This is a genomic window from Mesorhizobium sp. UC74_2 (assembly GCF_042701485.1).
Lineage (GTDB): Bacteria > Pseudomonadota > Alphaproteobacteria > Rhizobiales > Rhizobiaceae > Mesorhizobium.
In genome coordinates this window covers 5,653,660-5,671,541 of sequence record NZ_CP170562.1, presented here as the reverse complement: position 1 = coordinate 5,671,541, position 17,882 = coordinate 5,653,660, and the positions used below count along the sequence as shown (strand labels likewise).

The window sequence follows — 17,882 nt, the reverse complement described above, 5'->3', positions numbered from 1 at the left end:
GGCGAGGGTGCCGGCGCAGCGTGTATTTGCCAAATCCCTAATAGAGGAAGCGCCGACAGCCGGTTCAAGGGCACGGCAAATCGCTGCTGACACATCTCGCCATCGATGTCCCGCATGGAGAGCCGGGCTGTTCAGATCAAGCCGAGATGGCCGGCCAGCTCGCGGGCCGCCGCGCCGCCGGCGCGATTGGCGCCGATGGTGGAGGCTGAGGGCCCATAACCCACCAGATGGACACGCGGATCCTTTTCGACCCGCGTTGCCAGCCGGCCACCCATGACGATCCCGCCATTGTCCTCGCGCAGCTGCAGCGGCGCGAGATGATCGAGCGAACTGCGGAAACCCGTCGCCCACAGAATGACGTCGGCCCGCTGCTCGGAGCCGTCAGGCCAGCGAACGCCGTCCCTGGTGATCTCGCTGAACATCGGCAGGCGCTTCAGTGCACCACGATCCCGGGCGGCGCGCAGGGCTGGCGTCAGCGAAATGCCGGTAACGGAAACCACCGATCCCGGAACCAGGCCACGCCGCACCCTGTCTTCGACCGCGGCGACCGCAGCGCGGCCATCTTCCGGCGTGAAGGGCTGTTCCCGGAACTGTGGCTCGTAGCGGGTGACCCAGCTTGTGCCGGTCACCCGCGAAATTTCATCGAGATGCTGCAAGGCCGAAATGCCACCGCCGACCACGATGACATGTTTTCCCGCGAACTCGTCGGCGCCGCGATAGTCATGGGTGTGGAGTTGCCGACCCAGGAACAGGTCTGCGCCGGGATAGGCCGGAATGACCGGGTTTTCCCAGGTACCCGTGGCGTTGATGATGCCGCGCGCCGAAAACGTCTCGCGGTTCGTCTCGATCCGCAGCCGCCCGGAGCGATCGCAGACGACTTTGGCCGTGACCGGCCGGTAGACCGGCAGATTGAACTTGCGCTCGTAACTGGCGAAATATTCCGGCACCGCGGCCGACGCCTTGACGGCTCCGTCACCGGTGTCGACAGCCTCCGAGAACTGCATGCCGGGCAGATCGTGTACCCGGTTGACGGTGCTCAGCGTCAGCGAGGGCCAACGATGCTGCCAGGCACCGCCAGGCGTCGGGTTGCTGTCCAGCACGAGGAACTGTCGCCCGACCGCCAGACCCAGCCTGCCGAGGTGATAGGCTGAAGAAAGGCCCGCCTGCCCCGCGCCGATAACGACGATGTCGACCTTGAAACTGACATTCGTCGAGGCGTTGGCCCGCGGCTCGGCCACACTATGCGCCTACGGCATCGAGCCTGGCCTTGAGGGCCGCCACTTCCTCCTCCAGAAGCCGGATCCGCTCTTCGAGCTCCGAAACGGCGGACGGAGCGGTGTCGGCCGCACGGCTTGTCACAACCACCGCACCAACTTCGACATCGCCGGAGAGCAGATGCGCGAAACGGTCTTCGCGCTGACCCGGCGCTCGCCCGATTTCCTTGACCAGGGGCGGCCTGCGGCCGATCAGCATGTCGAGTTCGCCACGCACGGCATCGGCGTCGGCGAAACTGGCCATGCGCTCGGCGCGCGCCTGCAATTCATGGACCGTCTGCGGACCGCGCAGCAGAAGCAGGCCGATCAGCGCGCTCTGGTTGCGGGTCAGCGAGAACCTCTGCGCCATCAGATGTTCGTAGCGTTCGACGCGCGAGGCGAATTGCTGGCGCACCAGGCCCTTGGTCTGCAATGTGCCGAGCGTGCGCATGATCTCGACCATCTCCAACGTCATCACCGGATCGCGCGAGGTCTTCTGGTTGGCTGCGGCCACCAGCGCATTCGATGTCATCGGATAGACGTCGGGGGTAAGCTCTTTCTTCTCGATCAGGCAGCCGAGGACCCGCGCTTCGGCGGGAGTGAGATGAGGGAGATCTTCTGCGGTCATGTCTACTCTCTAACTCGAACGCCAGGCGCTGTCAGCCAAGTCGCTCGATCGTCTGCCGGTAAAAGTCCTCTGCCAACTGATGTCGCAGCGCGAGATCGGCTCCGTCGTTGCGCATATCTGGAATGTTCTTTTCATGGTGAGCGTAGCGTCGCTCCACATAGCTGGCGATGGGGGCCGGGATTGGACCCGTGCCCATCTCCCGGGTCTTGGCCTTGCGATCGATCAGATCACGGATTGCCTGCGTCGTCGCGATGGGCAACTCCGTTTCGAAAAGACAATCGGGCAGGGCCATCGGAGGCAACGCTGCAAAATGACGCTGCTCCATCCAGTCCAGCGCGACAATCGGCCGGATGAGATAGAACAATTTTTTCAGGTTCACGTCGCCGGAAAAATGTCCAAGCCGGGCAACGTGCGAACGCGCCAGACCCAGATAGTGTTGCGCGACCTTGATGGGGTCGACAACCTGGTCCAGGATTTCGACCAGTGACTGCCTGAACCCATGAATCTCTTCATAGACGATCGGCGACTTGACCCACTCCACGACGACGGCATTTCCACCCAGGGCCAGAAGCAGCGCCTTGCGTAAATCCCAGCCCCCGGCATCGATCTCACCTTCGATCGGAAACTCGATCACATCCCGCGGCTGGGTGAGCACCAGATGCCGCCGCATCCCGCACGCATAGACGAACCGGCAGTCATAATCGCTGTCCGGCGAAGGGAAACCCCAGGCGCGACTGCCGCTTTCAATGGCAAAAAGTATCGAGACGTCTTGCTCCCGCGCCAAATCCAGCCGCTGCCGGATTGAAACGACGGCCTCGGGCGAAAAACTTGACGGGAGACGGTCGCTCAGACTCGCCGCTCCACCATCATCTTCTTGATCTCGGCGATCGCCTTGGCCGGGTTGAGACCCTTCGGGCAGGTCTGCGCGCAGTTCATGATGGTGTGGCAGCGATAGAGCCGGAACGGATCCTCGAGGTTGTCCAGGCGCTCACCGGTGGCTTCGTCTCTGGAATCGATCAGCCAGCGGTAGGCCTGCAGCAGCGTGGCCGGACCGAGATAGCGATCGCCGTTCCACCAGTAGCTCGGGCACGATGTCGAGCAGCAGGCGCACAGGATGCATTCGTAGAGGCCATCGAGCTTCTGGCGATCCTCATGGCTCTGCAGCCATTCCTTGGCCGGCTCCGGCGAAACCGTTTTCAGCCAGGGTTCGATCGAACGATGCTGGGCGTAGAAATTGGTAAGATCAGGAACCAGATCCTTCACCACCGGCATATGCGGCAGCGGGTAGACCTTCACCGCGCCGGAAATGTCGTCGCAGCCCTTGGTGCAGGCCAGAGTGTTGGAACCGTCGATGTTCATGGCGCAGGAACCGCAGATGCCTTCGCGGCAGGAACGGCGCAGCGTCAGCGTCGGGTCGATCTTGTTCTTGATGTAGAGCAGCGCGTCGAGAACCATCGGGCCGCAGTCGTCCATGTCGACGAAATAGGTGTCGATGCGCGGGTTCTCGTCATCGTCCGGCGACCAGCGGTAGATGCGATACTCGCGCAGGTTCGTCGCGCCTTCCGGCTTCGGCCAGGTCTTGCCCGGCTTGACCTGCGAATTCTTGGGGAGTGCGAGTTCGACCATTACCTACGGTCCTTTCGGATGACGAGCTTCAGCCCGGACCAGATTTCATCGATTGCCGCGACCTTGATGTCGACCAGATCGAGCTTGAGCGCTTCGGCGCGGATCACGTCCTCGGTCACATCGGTCGGCACTTTGGATGCCTTTTTCGGCCACGACACCCAGATCATGCCGTCGCGCTTGATCGCAGCCTGCAGCTGACTGAGCGAACTCTCGACCTCGTCGCGTTGCTTGGTGAAAGCATGCACCACATCGCAGCTTGCATCGGCCTCGATGTCTGCCCAGGCAGCGAAATGCCTCACCGTGGCAAAGCGGACTGCTTCGCTGAGCCGCGCCAACTGTCCCGGCAAGGCAAGAAAGACAGCATGCATGCCGTCCTTCAGTCCCAGCTTCGCCACAAGCGGCGTACCGGAATAGCCAGCCGTGGCCAGCGCCGCACCCATCCTCAGTACACCCGCGCCTTGGGCGCGATCTTTGCGGGGTCGATGCCCCCCTTGTCCAGCGGCAGCGTGGTTTCGGTGTGCACGCCGCGATAGGTCAGCGTCACCTTGCCATCCTCGCCGACCTTCGCCAGCGTGTGCTTGCGCCAGTTGGCGTCGTCACGCGCCGAGAAGTCCTCGCGGGCATGTGCGCCGCGGCTTTCCTTGCGCGCTTCGGCGCCGTAGACGGTGGCGATGGCGTTGGCCATCAGGTTTTCCAGCTCCAGCGTCTCGACCAGGTCCGAATTCCAGATCATCGAGCGGTCGAAGACCTTGAGATCCTTCAGCTCGCCCCAGATCGCGGAAATGCGCTTGCAGCCTTGCTCGAGCGACTCCTGCGTGCGGAACACCGCAGCATCTTCCTGCATGGCGCGCTGCATCTTGTCGCGCAACACCGCGGTCGGCGTGCTGCCATTGGCGTAGCGCAGCCGGTCGAAGCGATCCATGATCCTTTCGAGCGACTTTGGGTTGGCCGATGGCACGGCGGAGCTGCGGTCCACCACCTGTCCCGCACGGATCGCCGCCGCGCGGCCGAACACCACAAGGTCGATCAGCGAGTTGGAGCCGAGACGGTTGGCGCCATGCACGGAAGCGCAGCCGGCCTCGCCCACCGCCATCAGGCCCGGCGATACGCGGTCCGGGCTCTTTGCGGTCGGGTTCAGCACCTCGCCCCAGTAGTTGGTCGGCACGCCGCCCATGTTGTAGTGCACAGTCGGCAGCACCGGGATCGGCTCGCGCGTCACGTCGACGCCGGCGAAGATCTTCGCCGATTCCGAGATACCCGGCAGGCGTTCGTGCAGAACCGCCGGATCGAGATGGTCGAGATGCAGGAAGATGTGATCCTTCAGCTTGCCGACGCCGCGTCCTTCGCGGATTTCCAGCGTCATGCAACGCGAGACGACGTCGCGCGAGGCAAGGTCCTTGGCGGAAGGTGCGTAACGCTCCATGAAGCGCTCGCCCTCGGAATTGACCAGATAACCGCCTTCGCCGCGCGCACCTTCGGTGATCAGGCAGCCGGCGCCATAGATTCCGGTCGGATGGAATTGCACGAATTCCATGTCCTGCAACGGCAGGCCGGCACGCACGGCCATGCCGCCGCCGTCGCCGGTGCAGGTGTGTGCCGAGGTTGCCGACAGATAGGCGCGGCCGTAGCCGCCGGTCGCCAGCACCACCATCTTGGCCGAGAAGCGGTGGATGGTGCCGTCATCGAGATTCCAGGCGACGACACCGGTGCAGGTGCCGTCATCGTCCATGATCAGGTCGAGTGCGAAATACTCGATGAAGAACTGGGCGTTGTTCTTCAGAGACTGGCCGTAGAGCGTATGCAGGATGGCGTGGCCAGTGCGGTCGGCCGCCGCGCAGGTGCGCTGCACGGGCGGACCGTCGCCGTAGTTCATCATGTGGCCGCCGAACGGGCGCTGGTAGATCTTGCCTTCCTCGGTTCGCGAGAACGGCACGCCGTAGTGCTCGAGCTCGTAGACCGCGGCAGGTGCCTCGCGCACCATGTACTCCATGGCATCGACATCCCCGAGCCAGTCGGAGCCCTTCACGGTGTCATAGAGGTGCCACTGCCAGCTGTCGGGACCCATGTTCTGCAGCGAGGCGGCGATGCCGCCCTGCGCCGCCACGGTGTGCGAACGGGTCGGGAAGACCTTGGTGATGCAGGCCGTGCGCAGTCCCTGCTCGGCCATGCCGAGCGTAGCGCGCAGGCCGGCGCCACCCGCGCCGACGATCACCACGTCGAATTTGTGGTCCACATAGGTATAGGCGGAGCCTGCGCTGCCGCTTTTTGCGTCCTTGGCCAAAGCGTCAGCCTCCGAATGCCAGCTTGAGCAGGGCGAAGATCGAAACCACGCCGACCGCTACCGTGAAGAAAGTATTGAGGATGAGCACTGCGAGCTTTCTGCCCTCGCTGGTAACGTAGTCCTCGATGACGACCTGCATGCCGAGGCGCATGTGAACGAGCCCGGAAACCAGCACCAGGATCATCACCAGCGCAACCAGCGGGTTGGCCAGGGCTGCGCGGACTTCCTCATAGGATGCGCCGTTGGTGGCGATGAGGAAGCCGACAAAGAAGAGCAGCAGCGGGACATTGGCGACCGCCGTCAGGCGCTGGCGCCAGAAGTGCATGGTGCCTTCGCGAGCGGAGCCAAGGCCGCGCACCTTCTTGAGCGCAGTGCGCATCTCGGATTTGTTCGCGCTCACGGCTCAGCCTCCCCTGACCATATAGCCGACAACCCAGATCAGGATCGTCAGGATCACCGAGCCGATCAATGTCGCCCAGGCGATCTTCGAGGCGGTGTGCTTTTCGAGCCCGGCACCGGTATCCCACACGAAATGGCGGATGCCGCCCAGCATGTGATGCATCAGTGCCCAGGTGTAGCCAAGCAGCACCAGCTGGCCGAACCAGGAGCCGAAGATGCCGTTGACGAAATCGAAATAGGATTGCGGACCGGCCGCTGCCGTCAGCCACCAGGCGACCAGAAGCGTGCCGACATAAAGCGCGCAACCGGTGATGCGGTGCACGATCGACATCGTCATGGTGATCGTCGGCCGGTAGATGGTGAGATGCGGCGAAAGTGGTCTGTCGCGGGTGGCTGGTGAGTGGCTCATGGCTTCCCCGTTCGGCACCCGTCACGGCAATGCAAACGCGGCATCGACGCTTCGGAATGCGACTATGGAACAGCGGCGTTCTAAAACGCTTTTTGCACCGCGTCAAAGCCAGAAAATCGTTTTGGAAAAGTCATTTAGTCTGATGAATAGTGGCGTCGTCGCCTTTAAACGATTGAACTTCCTCGCGACTGCGAATGCCACCACCCGACTGGCCTATCGGATGCTGCCCGAAAGGATCAGCGCCTGCAGGCCACAGGGGTAGCATTGGCTTTCATGACCAGCGCCTCGCGCCCGTCGATCACGATTGCGTCATGGTCGATACCGAATCGGCTGTTCTGGCCGGCCGGCGCCGCGGGCAGCTCCTCATTGACACCATCAGAGCCCACAACGCGGATCGCCGTGCCAATGTTCTCGACGGTCATGCGGCCGCCGTCGGCGCAGTTGTAGGTCGCCATGCGTGGCTGCGGCGTATCCTTTTCAACCAGCGTCGTTGCGGCTTGCGAAGCCGGTGCGGCAGCGGTGGCGGCTGCAGCCAGCTGCCCCTGTGCGCTGTTGGCTTTCAGGGCGGATTTGCTCGGCTGCGAAACACAGGCTGCAAGCGCCAGAAGCGTGATCAGGATGGGCGTCGCCCGGGAAATTCGGCGTAGCGCCATATGACTCCTCCACCGCGCCAACCTAGTCGCGATCATCCCTGCCGATCAAGCCACGATATTAACCATGTTAAGCGAAGTCACGCATGCCAACGCGCCACCCCCTTAACAAAGGTTAAGAAAAGGTTAATTCTACGATTCGAGGAGGCAGCCCTCGTTCGAATGGAGGAGCGCCATGCATTGGAATTCTACCCGCCATGCCGTCATCGGCATCACGTTTGTGGCCATGACAGTCGGCCAGGCGTTTCCCGCCCTGGCGTGGTCGAGTCAGCACGATCGCGCCTACGCCGACTCTTTCGGCAACCTCGTGATCGACAGTGCGACTGGTTACAAGCGCATCCTGGTCGGCGAAGGCGCCATGGCCAGGAAGATGGCCGACTACACCAGCGCCGGCCAGCCGAAGCTTCTTTATATGGATCGAATGGGCAGCCACGCCGATGAACGCGACTGCTATCGGCCGCCGGCCTTCGTGAAGGGCCGCTCCTATATGTACGGCCTTGCCGACGGCGAAATGCCGGAAATCAGTCCCTGCCGTTGAAGCCGTTGCCCAGCGGCTTGCCGTTGGGTTTGCCGACGAGGGCGATCGGCCCCGAAGCCACGCGGACCTGGTCACGGCCCCCCTTCTTGGCGCCGTAAAGTGCCTCGTCCGCCCTGCGCACCAATTCGGAGAGGGTTTCCCCGGAGCGTAGTTCGGCAACGCCGAAGCTCGCCGTACAGCGATAGGACAGCGGCAACCCCTTGATCGGCAGGGCACCGAAGGCACTGCGCGCGCCTTCAGCGAACAGTCGCGCGGCGGCAAGATTGGTCCCCGGCAGCATCACAGCGAACTCTTCGCCGCCGAGACGTGCGGCGAGATGGCTCCGCCCGGCCGCATCGCGCAGGAAACCCGAGAAGGTTTCGATAACGCGGTCGCCGCAGGCATGGCCGAAATTGTCGTTGACCAGCTTGAAATGGTCGAGATCGGCAATGACGAGCGACACCGGCAGGCCCTGGCGGGCCCCGTCGCGCAATGCCGTTTCGGCATGACGCTCGAACCCGCCGCGATTGAGCAGGCCCGAGAGCGTATCGGTCTCCGATTTCGAAGTGGCTTCGGCGAGCACGTCGCGCACCAGGATGACCAGAAGCAGCAAGGCAATCGCAATGGCAAACACCGTGCCAATCGACTGCGAGACCATCGCATAGTTCGTCTGCAGATAGGCTTGCGGATTGGCACCCCAGCCGCCCAATGCGTGGGCGATCAACGGCTTCGACGCAAACTGCAGCGCGCTCGCCGCGAGAACAGCCATCAGGATGATGTCGAGCTTCTCGCGCCGCTGGCGCGACGACCAAACGATCCACAGTCCGATGAGCTGCGCCGCGGCATAGGGGAATTGATAGGCTGCCATGCGCGGGAAGGAATTCCGAGGCAGATCCTGCACGAAATAGACGATCACTGAAGTAAGCAGCAAAAACGCCACCATGAAACGCCACGGCGGCGTTATGCCGTATTTGTTGGCGAGCCCGACGTTGAAGATGAGGGTTGCTGCAAGAAATACCGCAAACGCCGCCACCACCGGTGGCGTCGCATAGTTGAAAGCAGGGATGGAGAATTCAACGACGAAATAGACCATGCCGACGGCGTAACCGAGCGCCAGCCAACGCGCCGCGACACGTCGCGTGTCGTAGGCGGCAACAGTCATGAAAGCCGCTGCCAGCAGGCCAGCGACGAAAAGGTTGATCGCCAGGATGAAGTTCGCACCGCTCATCGCGACAAATCTATCCGTAGCCTCGGTTCCGGTCGCATCAACTTAATCATTTTAGCAAGTGATGATTGTAGCGCTGCGAAACGAAGAACAGGTTAACCGGGCGGCAGTTCCGTCAACTCGCAGCCGGCAGTTCCACGTATGCGGCCATCGGCTGCCTCTGGAACGATATGCGGACGCTGTCGCGCCCGTTCTGCTTCGCTTTGTAGAGCGCCTCGTCTGCGCGCAACATCAGCGGGGCGAGTTCTTCGCCTCCGAAGCGGCCGGCGACGCCGAAACTGGCGGTCAGCTTGACGCCCTGCGGCACGCCTTCGACTGTTTCCGAGCAGAAGGCCCCCCGCACCGTTTCGGCAAACAGGCGCCCGGCAACCAGATCGGTCGACGGCATCAGCACCGCGAATTCTTCGCCGCCGATCCGCCCGACGACCGCGCGCGAACCCGCCGCCTGCAGCCTCGCGGCGAATTCGACGATGACCTGGTCGCCGACAGCATGTCCGAAACGGTCGTTGACCGACTTGAAATGATCCAGATCGGCCAGCACCAGTGTCACCGGCGCGCCGTTGCGGGCGCTACGCTGCAGAACGGACGCGGCTTTCTGTTCGAAGCCGCGCCGGTTGAGCAGTTTCGACAATGCATCGGTCTCGGACTCGGCCTGCAATTCGTTGATGGTGTCGAGCGCAACGGCAGTCAGCAGGGTGAGCGCGATCAGCAGCGAGAACACCATTACCGAAAGGCTGGTGGTCAGCCAGTAGGGCGAGTGCAGGTATGGCGGACGGCCGGCATCGACGCCGCTCAACAATGCGACCAGCAGCGGGCGAATGAAAAAGTCAGCCGCCCTCAATCCGGCCATCAGGACGATCATCCGGTCGATCACCGAGCGGCGGCTGGACTGGCGCAGCCGCATCACGGCGATGATGCACAGCGCACCCAGGCCGTAGTTCACGGAAAACACCCGCCCGGGAAAGTAAGGTTGCACGAACAGGAACCAGAGCAGGCCGCCCATGCCAGCCGCTATGCAGACCAGCGACGCTACCCAGGGGACGCGCACGCCCTGGCGGGTCGCGACTGCCGCGACAAACAGCAGAAGCGCGCCGAAAAACAGAAAATTGGAAATCACTTTCGACACGGCCAGGCCGGCACCGAGGTCGAACGATTGCAGTGTGAAACCGATCGCCACGGCTAGGTAGCAGATGCACAGTTGCAGCACGTAGCGGTTCTCGCGCCGGAAAGACCACAGCACGAAAAATGCCGTCGACAGAACGATCGACAGCACCGGATTGAGAAGCGATATGAAAAGGTCCTGACTCACCGCCACGCCCGAATGTCCCGCCTGCACACTAGAACCAAGGGACAAACAACGCGTTAAGTAGGGCTGGAACTGTCAGCTCCTGTTTGCCGCCGCCAGGTCCTCGAGCATACGCATCGCATCGTCGGCGCGATCGGCCGGCACGAAAAGATGGTCGTGGTAGAAACCCGAGACCGGATTGACCCCCATGCCTGCGGCGGCAAGGCGCGGCAGGATGGCAGCGAGAAAGCCCACGGCCTCGAGCGACGAGTGGATGGAAAGCGTGATCATGCGGCAGGGGAAGGTGCCAGACAGCCCGGCTCGGCCGGCTGCGTCTTCGCCGACGATGCAGGTCCAGCCCTCTTTTTCACCAAACACCATCAACGGCGGGACACCATCCGGCAGGCTGTGGTCAAGCGGAAGGGTGACAAAGACATATGTCTCCGGTTGCAGTTCCGGCCGCATCGAACCGAGCAACGTCTTCAGCTTGGTCTCACCACTCATTGTTTCCTCGCAGGTTGGTTCAGCGGCAAAAAATCAAGACCCCTGTCGGATTTGCGCCGGCTTATCCGTCCTAGGCGTAACTTCGCAGATGGCCTCGGACAACCCCGGGCCAACGAAGCATTGGAGGGAACAACATGTCCAATCTCAACGCATCGACGGAAACCGTCTCGACCCGAGCCCTGTGGGCTGGCCGCATCATGAGCGGCTTGATCGTCCTTTTCATGATATTCGACGGCGTGATCAAGCTGCCACCACTCGATATCGTCACCCAGACGATGACCGAGATCGGCTGGCCCGCGGATGTCGGCACCGCGCGCCTGCTCGGTGTCATCGGCCTGATCTCCACCGCGCTCTACGCCTGGCCGCGCACCTCTTTCCTGGGAGCCATCCTGCTTACCGCCTATTTCGGCGGCGCGATCGCCACTCACGTCAGGATCGGCAATCCACTGTTCTCGCACACCTTCTTCGGCATCTATCTCGGCCTGCTTCTGTGGGGCGGCCTGTGGCTGCGTGATCCGCGGTTGCGCGCTCTGTTGCCGTTCTCCGGCTAAGGGAGTGATTGTTTGGATCGAATCCAACGCTACGGCGTTGGACACAGGCGGGCGGTATGTCGCTTCGAAAGGAACGATCATGAAGAACGTCTTGATCCTGGCAGCTTTGTTGCTGCCCCTTGCCGCCTGTTCGCAGACGGAAAGGGGCGCTGCAATCGGCGGACTGGGTGGCGCGGCAGTGGGTGCCGCCGTCGCAGGCAATCCAGTCGAGGGTGCCGTCATCGGCGGCGCTGTCGGCACTGTGGCAGGCGCCTTGATCGGCAACGCCAGCGAGCGTGGCAAATGCCGCTACCGCGATCGTTATGGACGGGTCTTCGTCGATCGCTGTCCGGATCGCGGCGGCCGTTACTACAACGACGATCCGGATTATCGCTCTCGCCCCGGATACTGACGAGCAGAAGCAGTACAGCGCATGAAGCGGCGGTCGCGACGCATCCTGTCGCGGCCGTGTGTTGCTAGCCGCCATTTCCCATTCTATGCCCGGCTGTCGAAGGGTGGGCAAGAGTGGGGTTGTCATGATCGTGCGGCCAAAACCGGGGCTCTGGCAGCTCTTCTTCATCATGCGCGGGTCGATCGTACCGCGAATTCTGCCGCAGATCCTCGGTTTTGCCGCTTATGCGGTCGCCGTGGTCGCGCTGGTCAGATATTTCGGCTTAGAGCTGAGCGGTTTCACCATCGCCCCCTTCGGTCTGTTGGGCGTGACATTGTCGATCTATCTCGGCTTCCGCAACAACGCCGCTTATGACCGCTGGTGGGAAGCGCGCAAGCTCTGGGGACAACTTGTCTACGATGTCCGCAACCTTGCCCGTGCCGCGACCGGACTCATTTCATCGCGGGAGGAACAACGTTCGCTGCTGATGGACGTGCTGGCCTTCTGTCACATGTTGCGCGGGCAATTGCGGCGGATCGACAGCACCACCGACGCGCGTCCCTTCATCGGCGAGGCGGCCGACAGCCTCGCGGTCTTCGTCAATCGGCCGGACGAGATGGTGAGACGCATGGGCAAACGAGTGGCAGCCCTGCGTGAAAGCGGCACGATCGACAGTATCGGCTATCGCATCCTCGACGAGCGCCTGTCGGCGATCGCCGCCATGCAGGCTGGTTGCGAACGCATCGCCGGCACACCGCTGCCTTTTGCCTATGCACTGCTGCTGCACAGAACGGCCTACATCGTCTGCCTGCTGTTGCCCTTCGGGCTTGCCGCGACCGCCGGCTGGGTGACGCCGCTTTTCACGGCGCTGATCGCCTACACCTTCTTCGGGCTCGATGCCTTGTCGGAAGAACTGGAAGACCCTTTCGGCACGGAGGCCAACGACCTTGCGCTCGACGCGCTTTGCCGGGTCTGCGAGGTATCCGTGTTCGAAGCACTCGGCGAACCGGCACCGCCGGTGCTGGAGGCAGAAAACTACTTCTATTCGTGACGGATGGCCTCCAAGGCCAGAGCGTTTCCTTTTTCGGAAGCCGAAGCGCTTCAATTTTTGCTTTAGGCAATTCCGGCCGGAAAACCGCTGCACACTTTTCCCGGGATTGCTTTTAGGCGACCTTACTCTCGTCGCTGCGGTAGCTGTCTATGATGCGCAAGGCGCCGACGCTGTCGACCGGGGGGCTGAACAGGAAGCCCTGAATCTCGCCGCAGCGTTCCTGCCGCAGCAGTTCGAGCTGCGCACCCGTCTCGACGCCTTCCGCAGTTGTATCGATGCCGAGATTGGCGCCCAGACCGATGATCGCCCTGACAATCGCCATGGATTCGCGGCTGGAACCAATGTCGCGGATGAAGGAGCGATCGATCTTCAGCCGGCTGAACGGGAAGCGCCTGAGATAACTCATGCTTGAATAACCGGTGCCGAAATCGTCGAGCGCGACACGCACGCCGACATCCTTCAGCCGCTCCAGCAAAGCAAGATTGGCACCCGTGTCGGCCAGCAGCACGGATTCGGTGATTTCGATCTCCAGGCGCGAGGGATCGAGCCCGGACGCCGCGAGCGCCTGGGTGACTGTCTCCGCGAAGCGGCCCTGGCGGAACTGCACCGCCGAAGCGTTGACGGCGATGATGAGATCCTGTGGCCAGGCAGCCGCACGCCGGCAGGCCTCCTCCAGGACCCAACGGCCGATGGCATCGATCATGCCTGTCTCTTCGGCCAAGGGGATGAATTCTGCCGGGGACACCATGCCGCGTCTCGGGTTGCGCCAGCGCACCAGCGCTTCGAAGCCACGCAGGCCGCCGCTGCGCAGCGAGATGATCGGCTGGTAGTGCAACTCCAGTTCGCGGTCGAAATCGGCCGAGCGCAGTTCCAGTTCCAACTCACGGCGCTCCCGCATTTCGGCGTCCATTTCGGGTTCGAAGAAATGGAACGTGCCCTTGCCCTCGCGCTTCGAGCGGTAGAGAGCGAGGTCGGCGCATTTCAGCAGCGTGCCGGCCTCACGTGCATCGACAGGCGCGATGGCGGCGCCCAGGCTGGCGCCGATGGAAAGCTTGTGTCCCTCATAGCCGTGCGGCTGGGCGATCGCGTGGATGATCCGCCCGGCCAGCAACTGGACGTCGTCTCGGCTCAACGCACCACGCAACAGCACGGCGAATTCATCGCCACCGAGACGAGCGACGAGATCCGTACGGCGCAGCAGCCGGCGGATCCTGTCGGCGGTTTCGATCAGCAGGGAATCGCCGGCGGCGTGACCCAGCGTATCGTTGACGGCCTTGAAGTCATCGAGATCGATCAGAACCAGTGCGAATGGCTGGTGGCCGGCAACCGCGGTTGCCACCGCCTCCTCGATTTCCTGTGAAAAGGTCGTACGATTGCCGACCCCGGTCAGCGGATCGTGGTGCGCGAGGAACGAGATCCGCTCTTCCGCCCGCTTGCGCTCGGTGACATCGACGATGGTCGAGAGCGTTGCCGGTTGTCCGCCGACGGTTATGGCACGCGTGTATTCGATGACGTCCAGCTCGGCTCCTGATGCCGTGCGGTGGCGCGCGAAGCGTTCGCCGGAAGAACCAACACGCGCCGCGGAATTCGGTTCGAGATTGCGGATGTCCAGGGCGAGGAAAGCAGCGCGATCATGCCCGTAAAGGTGAAGTGCCGCGGCATTTGCGTTGAGGAACGCGCCGGTCGCGAGATGGCGCACATACATCGGCACCGGGTTGTCGTCGAACAGCGAACGGAACAGCACCTCGCGATTGCGGATCTCACGCACATCGGTCAGCGTCACGGCAAGAAGACCGTCGGTTTCGACGACACCCACCTGCAGGGAGATCGCTTCGCCGGCGAGATCGTATTCGAGTTCGAGCGACGGTACAGCAGTGCCCTGGCTTCGGTTGCGAGAGCGCTGATCAAGCAGACGCGCCAGGCATTCAGCCGCACTCACCTCGGACAACAGGCGCAGGCGCATGTTTTCCGCCGGTGCGCCGAGCATCCTGGCCGCGGCGTTGTTTATGCTGAGCACCTGATAGTCGCGGGGCGCGGTACCGACGCCTTCCAGTGGGCTCAGCGCCAGAATGCCCTCGTCGGTCGAGTTGATGAGCAGACGTGCCAGATCGACCTGGCTTTTGCGCGGTCTTGCGAAAACCAGGAAGTATTCGCCTGGCCAGCGACAGGATAGCGGCAGCGCCAGCACCTCCATGGTTGACACCATGCCGTCGATGATCGACCGGCACAGCGTCAGATAGGGGCGCGCAGCCAGGCGCGCGAGGTCGATGGCGTCATTCACCGCGCGTCGAACCGCAAACGGCAGGACGGAAAGCGAGACCGATGCCTCGGCGATGTCAGCCAGGCTGCAGAAACGGGAGCCCGCGCGCAGGATGAAACCCGCATGGCCTTCCGAAAGCCGAACCACTGCCAGTTCGTCGGCAAAACGACCGACGCTGCCCAGTGCCAGCTCCTCATAAGGGGGGAGAACGCCGTCGATGCATGCCGCCTGCCAGCGACGCAACATCAGTCGAACGTCCTCGAATTCGGTGTCGATACGGAACACGCGGTCGGCCTGGCTCGAAGGACTTGGCTCGGTCGGCTGTTGTTGCCTCGCAAGCCCGTCCAGTTCCTTGACCCGCACCGCAATCGACATCATTCCAGCCCGCCATTGCCGCAACGCTTCCACGGCCCGGCATGCACCAGGCTTCACGGCAGAGTCGCATCGATTTTCAGCACATGCCGGAACAATTCCGGCCCGGCATCACGGCATCATGCCTCGCGCAACATCCTTGGACAGCGCGCCATATCAAGCACGTTAGCGGCCGCTTACTTACTTCTTGCTTAAGCCGAATGTCATATACCCGTCATACTTCGAAAGGGAGGAATCGCCGCCCGCAACGCGCCCATCTTTCGACGTGAGGACAGACATCAGCCCATCAGGATCGGCCTAATGAGATGCAGATGACGGAACGTGAAATCAAAGAAGCTGCTGATGCGCGGCGTCTGGCGCAGATCGGCACGGGTGAGAAGATACCAACCCCGTGCAAGGTCCTGCACCGGGGGAAGAACCTGGACCAGGTCATCCTCCGTGTCTGCAATGGTGGTTGGCAGCGGCGCGATGCCGATACCTGATTTCACGGCATGCAACACGCCAAGCACGCTGTTGTTGCGGGCAGCGATCCTGGCGCCGGGGGCAACGGCAGACAGCCATTTCGCAGCGCGATGGTTGACGAGCATTCCATCGAAGCCAACCAGCGCGTGTCGGCCAAGGTCGTCGACCCGTTCCGGCCGACCATGATGCTGAAGATAACTCTTGCTGGCGTAGACCGCCCATATCGAATCGGCGATCTTGCGGCCGACCAGCGTTTCGTCATCCGGTTCGCCTGAACGCAGCGCCACGTCCGCCTCGCCCTTTCCAAGGTCGAGATAGCGGTCACTCATCACGAATTCGATCGTCAAACCCGGATGCTTCTCGTGGAAGAGGTCGAGATAGGACGACCCTGCGAGGCGGGACACCAGTGGCTCGGGGCAGGTCAGGTGAATGACCCCGACAAGCTCGTCCCCGTGAGCGCGGATCTGGTTCTGAAGAACCAGAATTTCTGCTTCTACGCGCTCGGCTGCCGGAAGCAGCGCCTCGCCCAGGCTCGTTAGCCTGTAGCCCGTTGCATGTCGGGAGACGAGTGCAGAACCGACGCGCCGCTCGAGCTCAACCAGCCGTCGATGGACCGTGGACTGGTTTACTCCCAGCACCCGCGCAGCCGCCAGCGTGCTGCCCTCGCGCGCGACGGCAAGCAGATAGCGCAGGTCGTTCCAGTCGAACATCCCGACGTTATGCGCTTCTGCTCGGCGGCTCTGCAAGCTTGCGGCTGCCGGAAAGAGCGGCCCGGCATTAGCCTTCATTACGAAACGATGGAGGAGACGATGCACGAGACAATGGCAACCAGAGACGCCATCGCCGGCCTGACCGTCGGCATCACCACCTCGGCACAATCTTCGGGTGCCGCGAAGCTATCGGTCGCGTACCGCGCGGCGACCACCGACATGCCGACACAGGAGACACAGGAAATACGGATCCTGCTGGCCAGGCTTGATCCTGGCGATTGCACGCCTCATCACAGCCACCGTCACCCCGTGACGGTCTATATGCTGGAAGGAACGTTCACGCTTGAGCTCGAAGGCCGTGCGCCGATGGAGATAAGGGCGGGTGAGGTCTTTGTCGAACCGGCGCACGTCGCCATGACCGGCCGCAATCTGAGCACCGATACGCCCGCACGGATGGTGATCTTCTACGCCAGCAAACCGGACACTCCATTTGCCGACCCTGTTGCCTGAACGCAAAACGGCGGGCCTTTCGGCCCGCCGTTTCTCCGCCGTAGCGGAACTGTTTACTCGCTGGCTTCAGCCGGGGCGGCAGCGGCAGCCACGGCGGCAGCGGCGTCTTCCTGCGCCTTCTTAAGCAAGGCGGCGCGTTCCTGCGCCTTCTTGCCCGGCTCGGCCTTGGACGGGTTGTTGCGGGCTTCGCGCTTGGCGATACCGGCTTCGTCGAAGAAACGCAGCACGCGGTCGGTCGGCTGCGCGCCGTTGCCCAGCCAATGCTTGGCGCGATCAGCGTCGATCTTGACGCGGTCGCCATCCTTGGGCAGCAGCGGGTTCCAGGCGCCGATCGATTCAATGAAACGGCCGTCGCGCGGCGAGCGCGCGTCGGCGACGACGATGTGGTAGTAAGGACGCTTCTTCGAGCCCGCGCGGGCCAGTCTGATTTTCAGTGCCATTTTGTTTCTCCTAAAGCTCTGATTCTCGTTGATCGGGTTACGGCCGGGTCCAGCCGGTTATGCTTGCGCCGTTTCCGCGGCGATCTGCTCGTGATGGCGGATCACTTCGCGGATGACGAAGTTCAGGAATTTCTCTGCGAAATCGGGATCGAGCTGCGCTTCCTTGGCAAGTCGGCGCAACCGCTCGATCTGCTCGGTCTCGCGCTTCGGGTCGGCTGGCGGCAAGCCATGCGTGGCCTTCAGAACGCCGACCGCCTTGGTGCAGCGGAAACGCTCTGCCAGCATATGCACGAGCGCGGCATCGATGTTGTCGATCGAAGCACGATAGCCTGCGAGCTGGGCGCGGGCGGCTTCCATTTTTTTCTCGTCGCTCATCGCC

The 17,882-nt window shown here is 62.7% G+C and carries 22 protein-coding genes; 6 read left to right on the top strand and 16 right to left on the bottom strand.

Annotated elements, in window-relative coordinates; translation table 11 throughout:
• Positions 1–131: 131 nt before the first annotated feature.
• The 8 genes from ACFJIU_RS27625 to sdhC all read right to left on the bottom strand — a co-directional run bounded on the left by ACFJIU_RS27625 (position 132) and on the right by sdhC (position 6,596).
• Entirely contained in the window at positions 132–1,238 is a 1,107-nt protein-coding gene (locus tag ACFJIU_RS27625) for an NAD(P)-binding domain-containing protein (RefSeq protein ID WP_379065368.1), read from the bottom strand.
• Position 1,239: 1 nt separating this feature from the next.
• On the bottom strand, positions 1,240–1,881 hold the full coding sequence (locus ACFJIU_RS27620; RefSeq protein ID WP_379065367.1) for a YceH family protein: 642 nt from the start codon (positions 1,879–1,881) through the stop codon (positions 1,240–1,242).
• A gap of 31 nt (positions 1,882–1,912) precedes the next feature.
• A complete protein-coding gene (locus ACFJIU_RS27615) occupies positions 1,913–2,665 on the bottom strand; it encodes a DNA polymerase beta superfamily protein (RefSeq protein ID WP_379065365.1) in 753 nt (250 codons plus the stop codon).
• A gap of 62 nt (positions 2,666–2,727) precedes the next feature.
• On the bottom strand, positions 2,728–3,507 hold the full coding sequence (locus ACFJIU_RS27610; RefSeq protein WP_379065363.1) for a succinate dehydrogenase iron-sulfur subunit: 780 nt from the start codon (positions 3,505–3,507) through the stop codon (positions 2,728–2,730).
• Complete coding sequence (locus ACFJIU_RS27605) at positions 3,507–3,947, bottom strand: DUF3052 domain-containing protein (RefSeq protein ID WP_379065361.1); 441 nt, start codon at positions 3,945–3,947, stop codon at positions 3,507–3,509. Before ACFJIU_RS27605 ends, ACFJIU_RS27610 begins: the two co-directional genes overlap by 1 nt.
• Positions 3,948–3,949: 2 nt before the next feature.
• Positions 3,950–5,788 (bottom strand): succinate dehydrogenase flavoprotein subunit, encoded by a 1,839-nt coding sequence (gene sdhA, locus ACFJIU_RS27600; RefSeq protein ID WP_379065359.1) that lies wholly within the window; start codon positions 5,786–5,788, stop codon positions 3,950–3,952.
• A gap of 4 nt (positions 5,789–5,792) precedes the next feature.
• Entirely contained in the window at positions 5,793–6,167 is a 375-nt protein-coding gene (sdhD, locus tag ACFJIU_RS27595; protein ID WP_379073244.1) for a succinate dehydrogenase, hydrophobic membrane anchor protein, read from the bottom strand.
• Positions 6,168–6,191: 24 nt separating this feature from the next.
• The gene (sdhC, locus tag ACFJIU_RS27590; RefSeq protein WP_144378668.1) at positions 6,192–6,596 is read right to left on the bottom strand and encodes a succinate dehydrogenase, cytochrome b556 subunit; all 405 of its coding nucleotides are present in this window, start codon (positions 6,594–6,596) and stop codon (positions 6,192–6,194) included.
• On the opposite strand from sdhC, the gene ACFJIU_RS27585 reads away from it, so the two are divergent.
• Positions 6,595–6,858 carry a hypothetical protein gene (locus ACFJIU_RS27585; RefSeq protein ID WP_379065357.1) on the top strand — a complete coding sequence of 88 codons (264 nt, stop codon included), beginning with the start codon at positions 6,595–6,597 and terminating at the stop codon, positions 6,856–6,858. The two genes, sdhC and ACFJIU_RS27585, sit on opposite strands and share 2 nt — an antisense overlap.
• On the opposite strand, the gene ACFJIU_RS27580 is transcribed toward ACFJIU_RS27585, so the two are convergent.
• Positions 6,833–7,249, bottom strand: a complete 417-nt coding sequence (locus ACFJIU_RS27580) for a hypothetical protein (protein ID WP_379065355.1) — start codon at positions 7,247–7,249, stop codon at positions 6,833–6,835. The genes ACFJIU_RS27585 and ACFJIU_RS27580 overlap by 26 nt on opposite strands.
• A gap of 172 nt (positions 7,250–7,421) precedes the next feature.
• On the opposite strand from ACFJIU_RS27580, the gene ACFJIU_RS27575 reads away from it, so the two are divergent.
• Positions 7,422–7,784 carry a hypothetical protein gene (locus ACFJIU_RS27575; RefSeq protein ID WP_379065353.1) on the top strand — a complete coding sequence of 121 codons (363 nt, stop codon included), beginning with the start codon at positions 7,422–7,424 and terminating at the stop codon, positions 7,782–7,784.
• On the opposite strand, the gene ACFJIU_RS27570 is transcribed toward ACFJIU_RS27575, so the two are convergent.
• The 3 genes from ACFJIU_RS27570 to ACFJIU_RS27560 all read right to left on the bottom strand — a co-directional run bounded on the left by ACFJIU_RS27570 (position 7,768) and on the right by ACFJIU_RS27560 (position 10,777).
• Positions 7,768–8,991, bottom strand: a complete 1,224-nt coding sequence (locus tag ACFJIU_RS27570) for a GGDEF domain-containing protein (RefSeq protein ID WP_379065351.1) — start codon at positions 8,989–8,991, stop codon at positions 7,768–7,770. The two genes, ACFJIU_RS27575 and ACFJIU_RS27570, sit on opposite strands and share 17 nt — an antisense overlap.
• A gap of 112 nt (positions 8,992–9,103) precedes the next feature.
• Positions 9,104–10,303, bottom strand: a complete 1,200-nt coding sequence (locus ACFJIU_RS27565; RefSeq protein WP_379065349.1) for a diguanylate cyclase — start codon at positions 10,301–10,303, stop codon at positions 9,104–9,106.
• 66 nt (positions 10,304–10,369) lie between these two features.
• Positions 10,370–10,777 (bottom strand): ACT domain-containing protein, encoded by a 408-nt coding sequence (locus tag ACFJIU_RS27560; protein ID WP_379065347.1) that lies wholly within the window; start codon positions 10,775–10,777, stop codon positions 10,370–10,372.
• Positions 10,778–10,911: 134 nt separating this feature from the next.
• On the opposite strand from ACFJIU_RS27560, the gene ACFJIU_RS27555 reads away from it, so the two are divergent.
• The 3 genes from ACFJIU_RS27555 to ACFJIU_RS27545 all read left to right on the top strand — a co-directional run bounded on the left by ACFJIU_RS27555 (position 10,912) and on the right by ACFJIU_RS27545 (position 12,749).
• Entirely contained in the window at positions 10,912–11,328 is a 417-nt protein-coding gene (locus ACFJIU_RS27555) for a DoxX family protein (RefSeq protein ID WP_379065345.1), read from the top strand.
• Positions 11,329–11,407: 79 nt separating this feature from the next.
• Positions 11,408–11,719 (top strand): YMGG-like glycine zipper-containing protein, encoded by a 312-nt coding sequence (locus ACFJIU_RS27550; protein WP_379065343.1) that lies wholly within the window; start codon positions 11,408–11,410, stop codon positions 11,717–11,719.
• A gap of 124 nt (positions 11,720–11,843) precedes the next feature.
• Positions 11,844–12,749, top strand: a complete 906-nt coding sequence (locus tag ACFJIU_RS27545) for a bestrophin family protein (protein WP_379065341.1) — start codon at positions 11,844–11,846, stop codon at positions 12,747–12,749.
• A gap of 112 nt (positions 12,750–12,861) precedes the next feature.
• On the opposite strand, the gene ACFJIU_RS27540 is transcribed toward ACFJIU_RS27545, so the two are convergent.
• Positions 12,862–15,387 carry a putative bifunctional diguanylate cyclase/phosphodiesterase gene (locus ACFJIU_RS27540; RefSeq protein WP_379065339.1) on the bottom strand — a complete coding sequence of 842 codons (2,526 nt, stop codon included), beginning with the start codon at positions 15,385–15,387 and terminating at the stop codon, positions 12,862–12,864.
• Positions 15,388–15,659: 272 nt separating this feature from the next.
• Positions 15,660–16,553, bottom strand: a complete 894-nt coding sequence (locus ACFJIU_RS27535; RefSeq protein ID WP_379065336.1) for a LysR family transcriptional regulator — start codon at positions 16,551–16,553, stop codon at positions 15,660–15,662.
• A 99-nt stretch (positions 16,554–16,652) separates the two neighbouring features.
• Here ACFJIU_RS27535 and ACFJIU_RS27530 point away from each other — a divergent pair, with 99 nt between their 5' ends.
• Positions 16,653–17,063: a cupin domain-containing protein gene (locus ACFJIU_RS27530; RefSeq protein ID WP_379065334.1), complete on the top strand. Its 411-nt coding sequence runs from the start codon at positions 16,653–16,655 to the stop codon at positions 17,061–17,063.
• A 53-nt stretch (positions 17,064–17,116) separates the two neighbouring features.
• Here the strand turns inward: ACFJIU_RS27530 and rpsP are convergent, their stop codons facing one another.
• Both rpsP and ACFJIU_RS27520 read right to left on the bottom strand, forming a co-directional pair.
• On the bottom strand, positions 17,117–17,503 hold the full coding sequence (rpsP, locus tag ACFJIU_RS27525) for a 30S ribosomal protein S16 (protein WP_379065331.1): 387 nt from the start codon (positions 17,501–17,503) through the stop codon (positions 17,117–17,119).
• A gap of 57 nt (positions 17,504–17,560) precedes the next feature.
• Positions 17,561–17,878, bottom strand: a complete 318-nt coding sequence (locus ACFJIU_RS27520; protein WP_379065329.1) for a chorismate mutase — start codon at positions 17,876–17,878, stop codon at positions 17,561–17,563.
• Positions 17,879–17,882 lie beyond the last annotated feature (4 nt).

Coding starts and splice junctions, on each gene's coding strand:
- sdhD (WP_379073244.1), bottom strand. CDS start 6,167: ATGCGCACTGCGCTCAAGAAGGTGCGCGGCCTTGGCTCCGCTCGCGAA.
- ACFJIU_RS27560 (WP_379065347.1), bottom strand. CDS start 10,777: ATGAGTGGTGAGACCAAGCTGAAGACGTTGCTCGGTTCGATGCGGCCG.
- ACFJIU_RS27540 (WP_379065339.1), bottom strand. CDS start 15,387: ATGATGTCGATTGCGGTGCGGGTCAAGGAACTGGACGGGCTTGCGAGG.
- ACFJIU_RS27520 (WP_379065329.1), bottom strand. CDS start 17,878: ATGAGCGACGAGAAAAAAATGGAAGCCGCCCGCGCCCAGCTCGCAGGC.
- ACFJIU_RS27580 (WP_379065355.1), bottom strand. CDS start 7,249: ATGGCGCTACGCCGAATTTCCCGGGCGACGCCCATCCTGATCACGCTT.
- ACFJIU_RS27555 (WP_379065345.1), top strand. CDS start 10,912: ATGTCCAATCTCAACGCATCGACGGAAACCGTCTCGACCCGAGCCCTG.
- ACFJIU_RS27545 (WP_379065341.1), top strand. CDS start 11,844: ATGATCGTGCGGCCAAAACCGGGGCTCTGGCAGCTCTTCTTCATCATG.
- ACFJIU_RS27585 (WP_379065357.1), top strand. CDS start 6,595: ATGGCTTCCCCGTTCGGCACCCGTCACGGCAATGCAAACGCGGCATCG.
- ACFJIU_RS27620 (WP_379065367.1), bottom strand. CDS start 1,881: ATGACCGCAGAAGATCTCCCTCATCTCACTCCCGCCGAAGCGCGGGTC.
- ACFJIU_RS27530 (WP_379065334.1), top strand. CDS start 16,653: ATGCACGAGACAATGGCAACCAGAGACGCCATCGCCGGCCTGACCGTC.
- sdhC (WP_144378668.1), bottom strand. CDS start 6,596: ATGAGCCACTCACCAGCCACCCGCGACAGACCACTTTCGCCGCATCTC.
- ACFJIU_RS27605 (WP_379065361.1), bottom strand. CDS start 3,947: ATGGGTGCGGCGCTGGCCACGGCTGGCTATTCCGGTACGCCGCTTGTG.
- rpsP (WP_379065331.1), bottom strand. CDS start 17,503: ATGGCACTGAAAATCAGACTGGCCCGCGCGGGCTCGAAGAAGCGTCCT.
- ACFJIU_RS27535 (WP_379065336.1), bottom strand. CDS start 16,553: ATGTTCGACTGGAACGACCTGCGCTATCTGCTTGCCGTCGCGCGCGAG.
- ACFJIU_RS27575 (WP_379065353.1), top strand. CDS start 7,422: ATGCATTGGAATTCTACCCGCCATGCCGTCATCGGCATCACGTTTGTG.
- ACFJIU_RS27570 (WP_379065351.1), bottom strand. CDS start 8,991: ATGAGCGGTGCGAACTTCATCCTGGCGATCAACCTTTTCGTCGCTGGC.
- ACFJIU_RS27610 (WP_379065363.1), bottom strand. CDS start 3,507: ATGGTCGAACTCGCACTCCCCAAGAATTCGCAGGTCAAGCCGGGCAAG.
- ACFJIU_RS27550 (WP_379065343.1), top strand. CDS start 11,408: ATGAAGAACGTCTTGATCCTGGCAGCTTTGTTGCTGCCCCTTGCCGCC.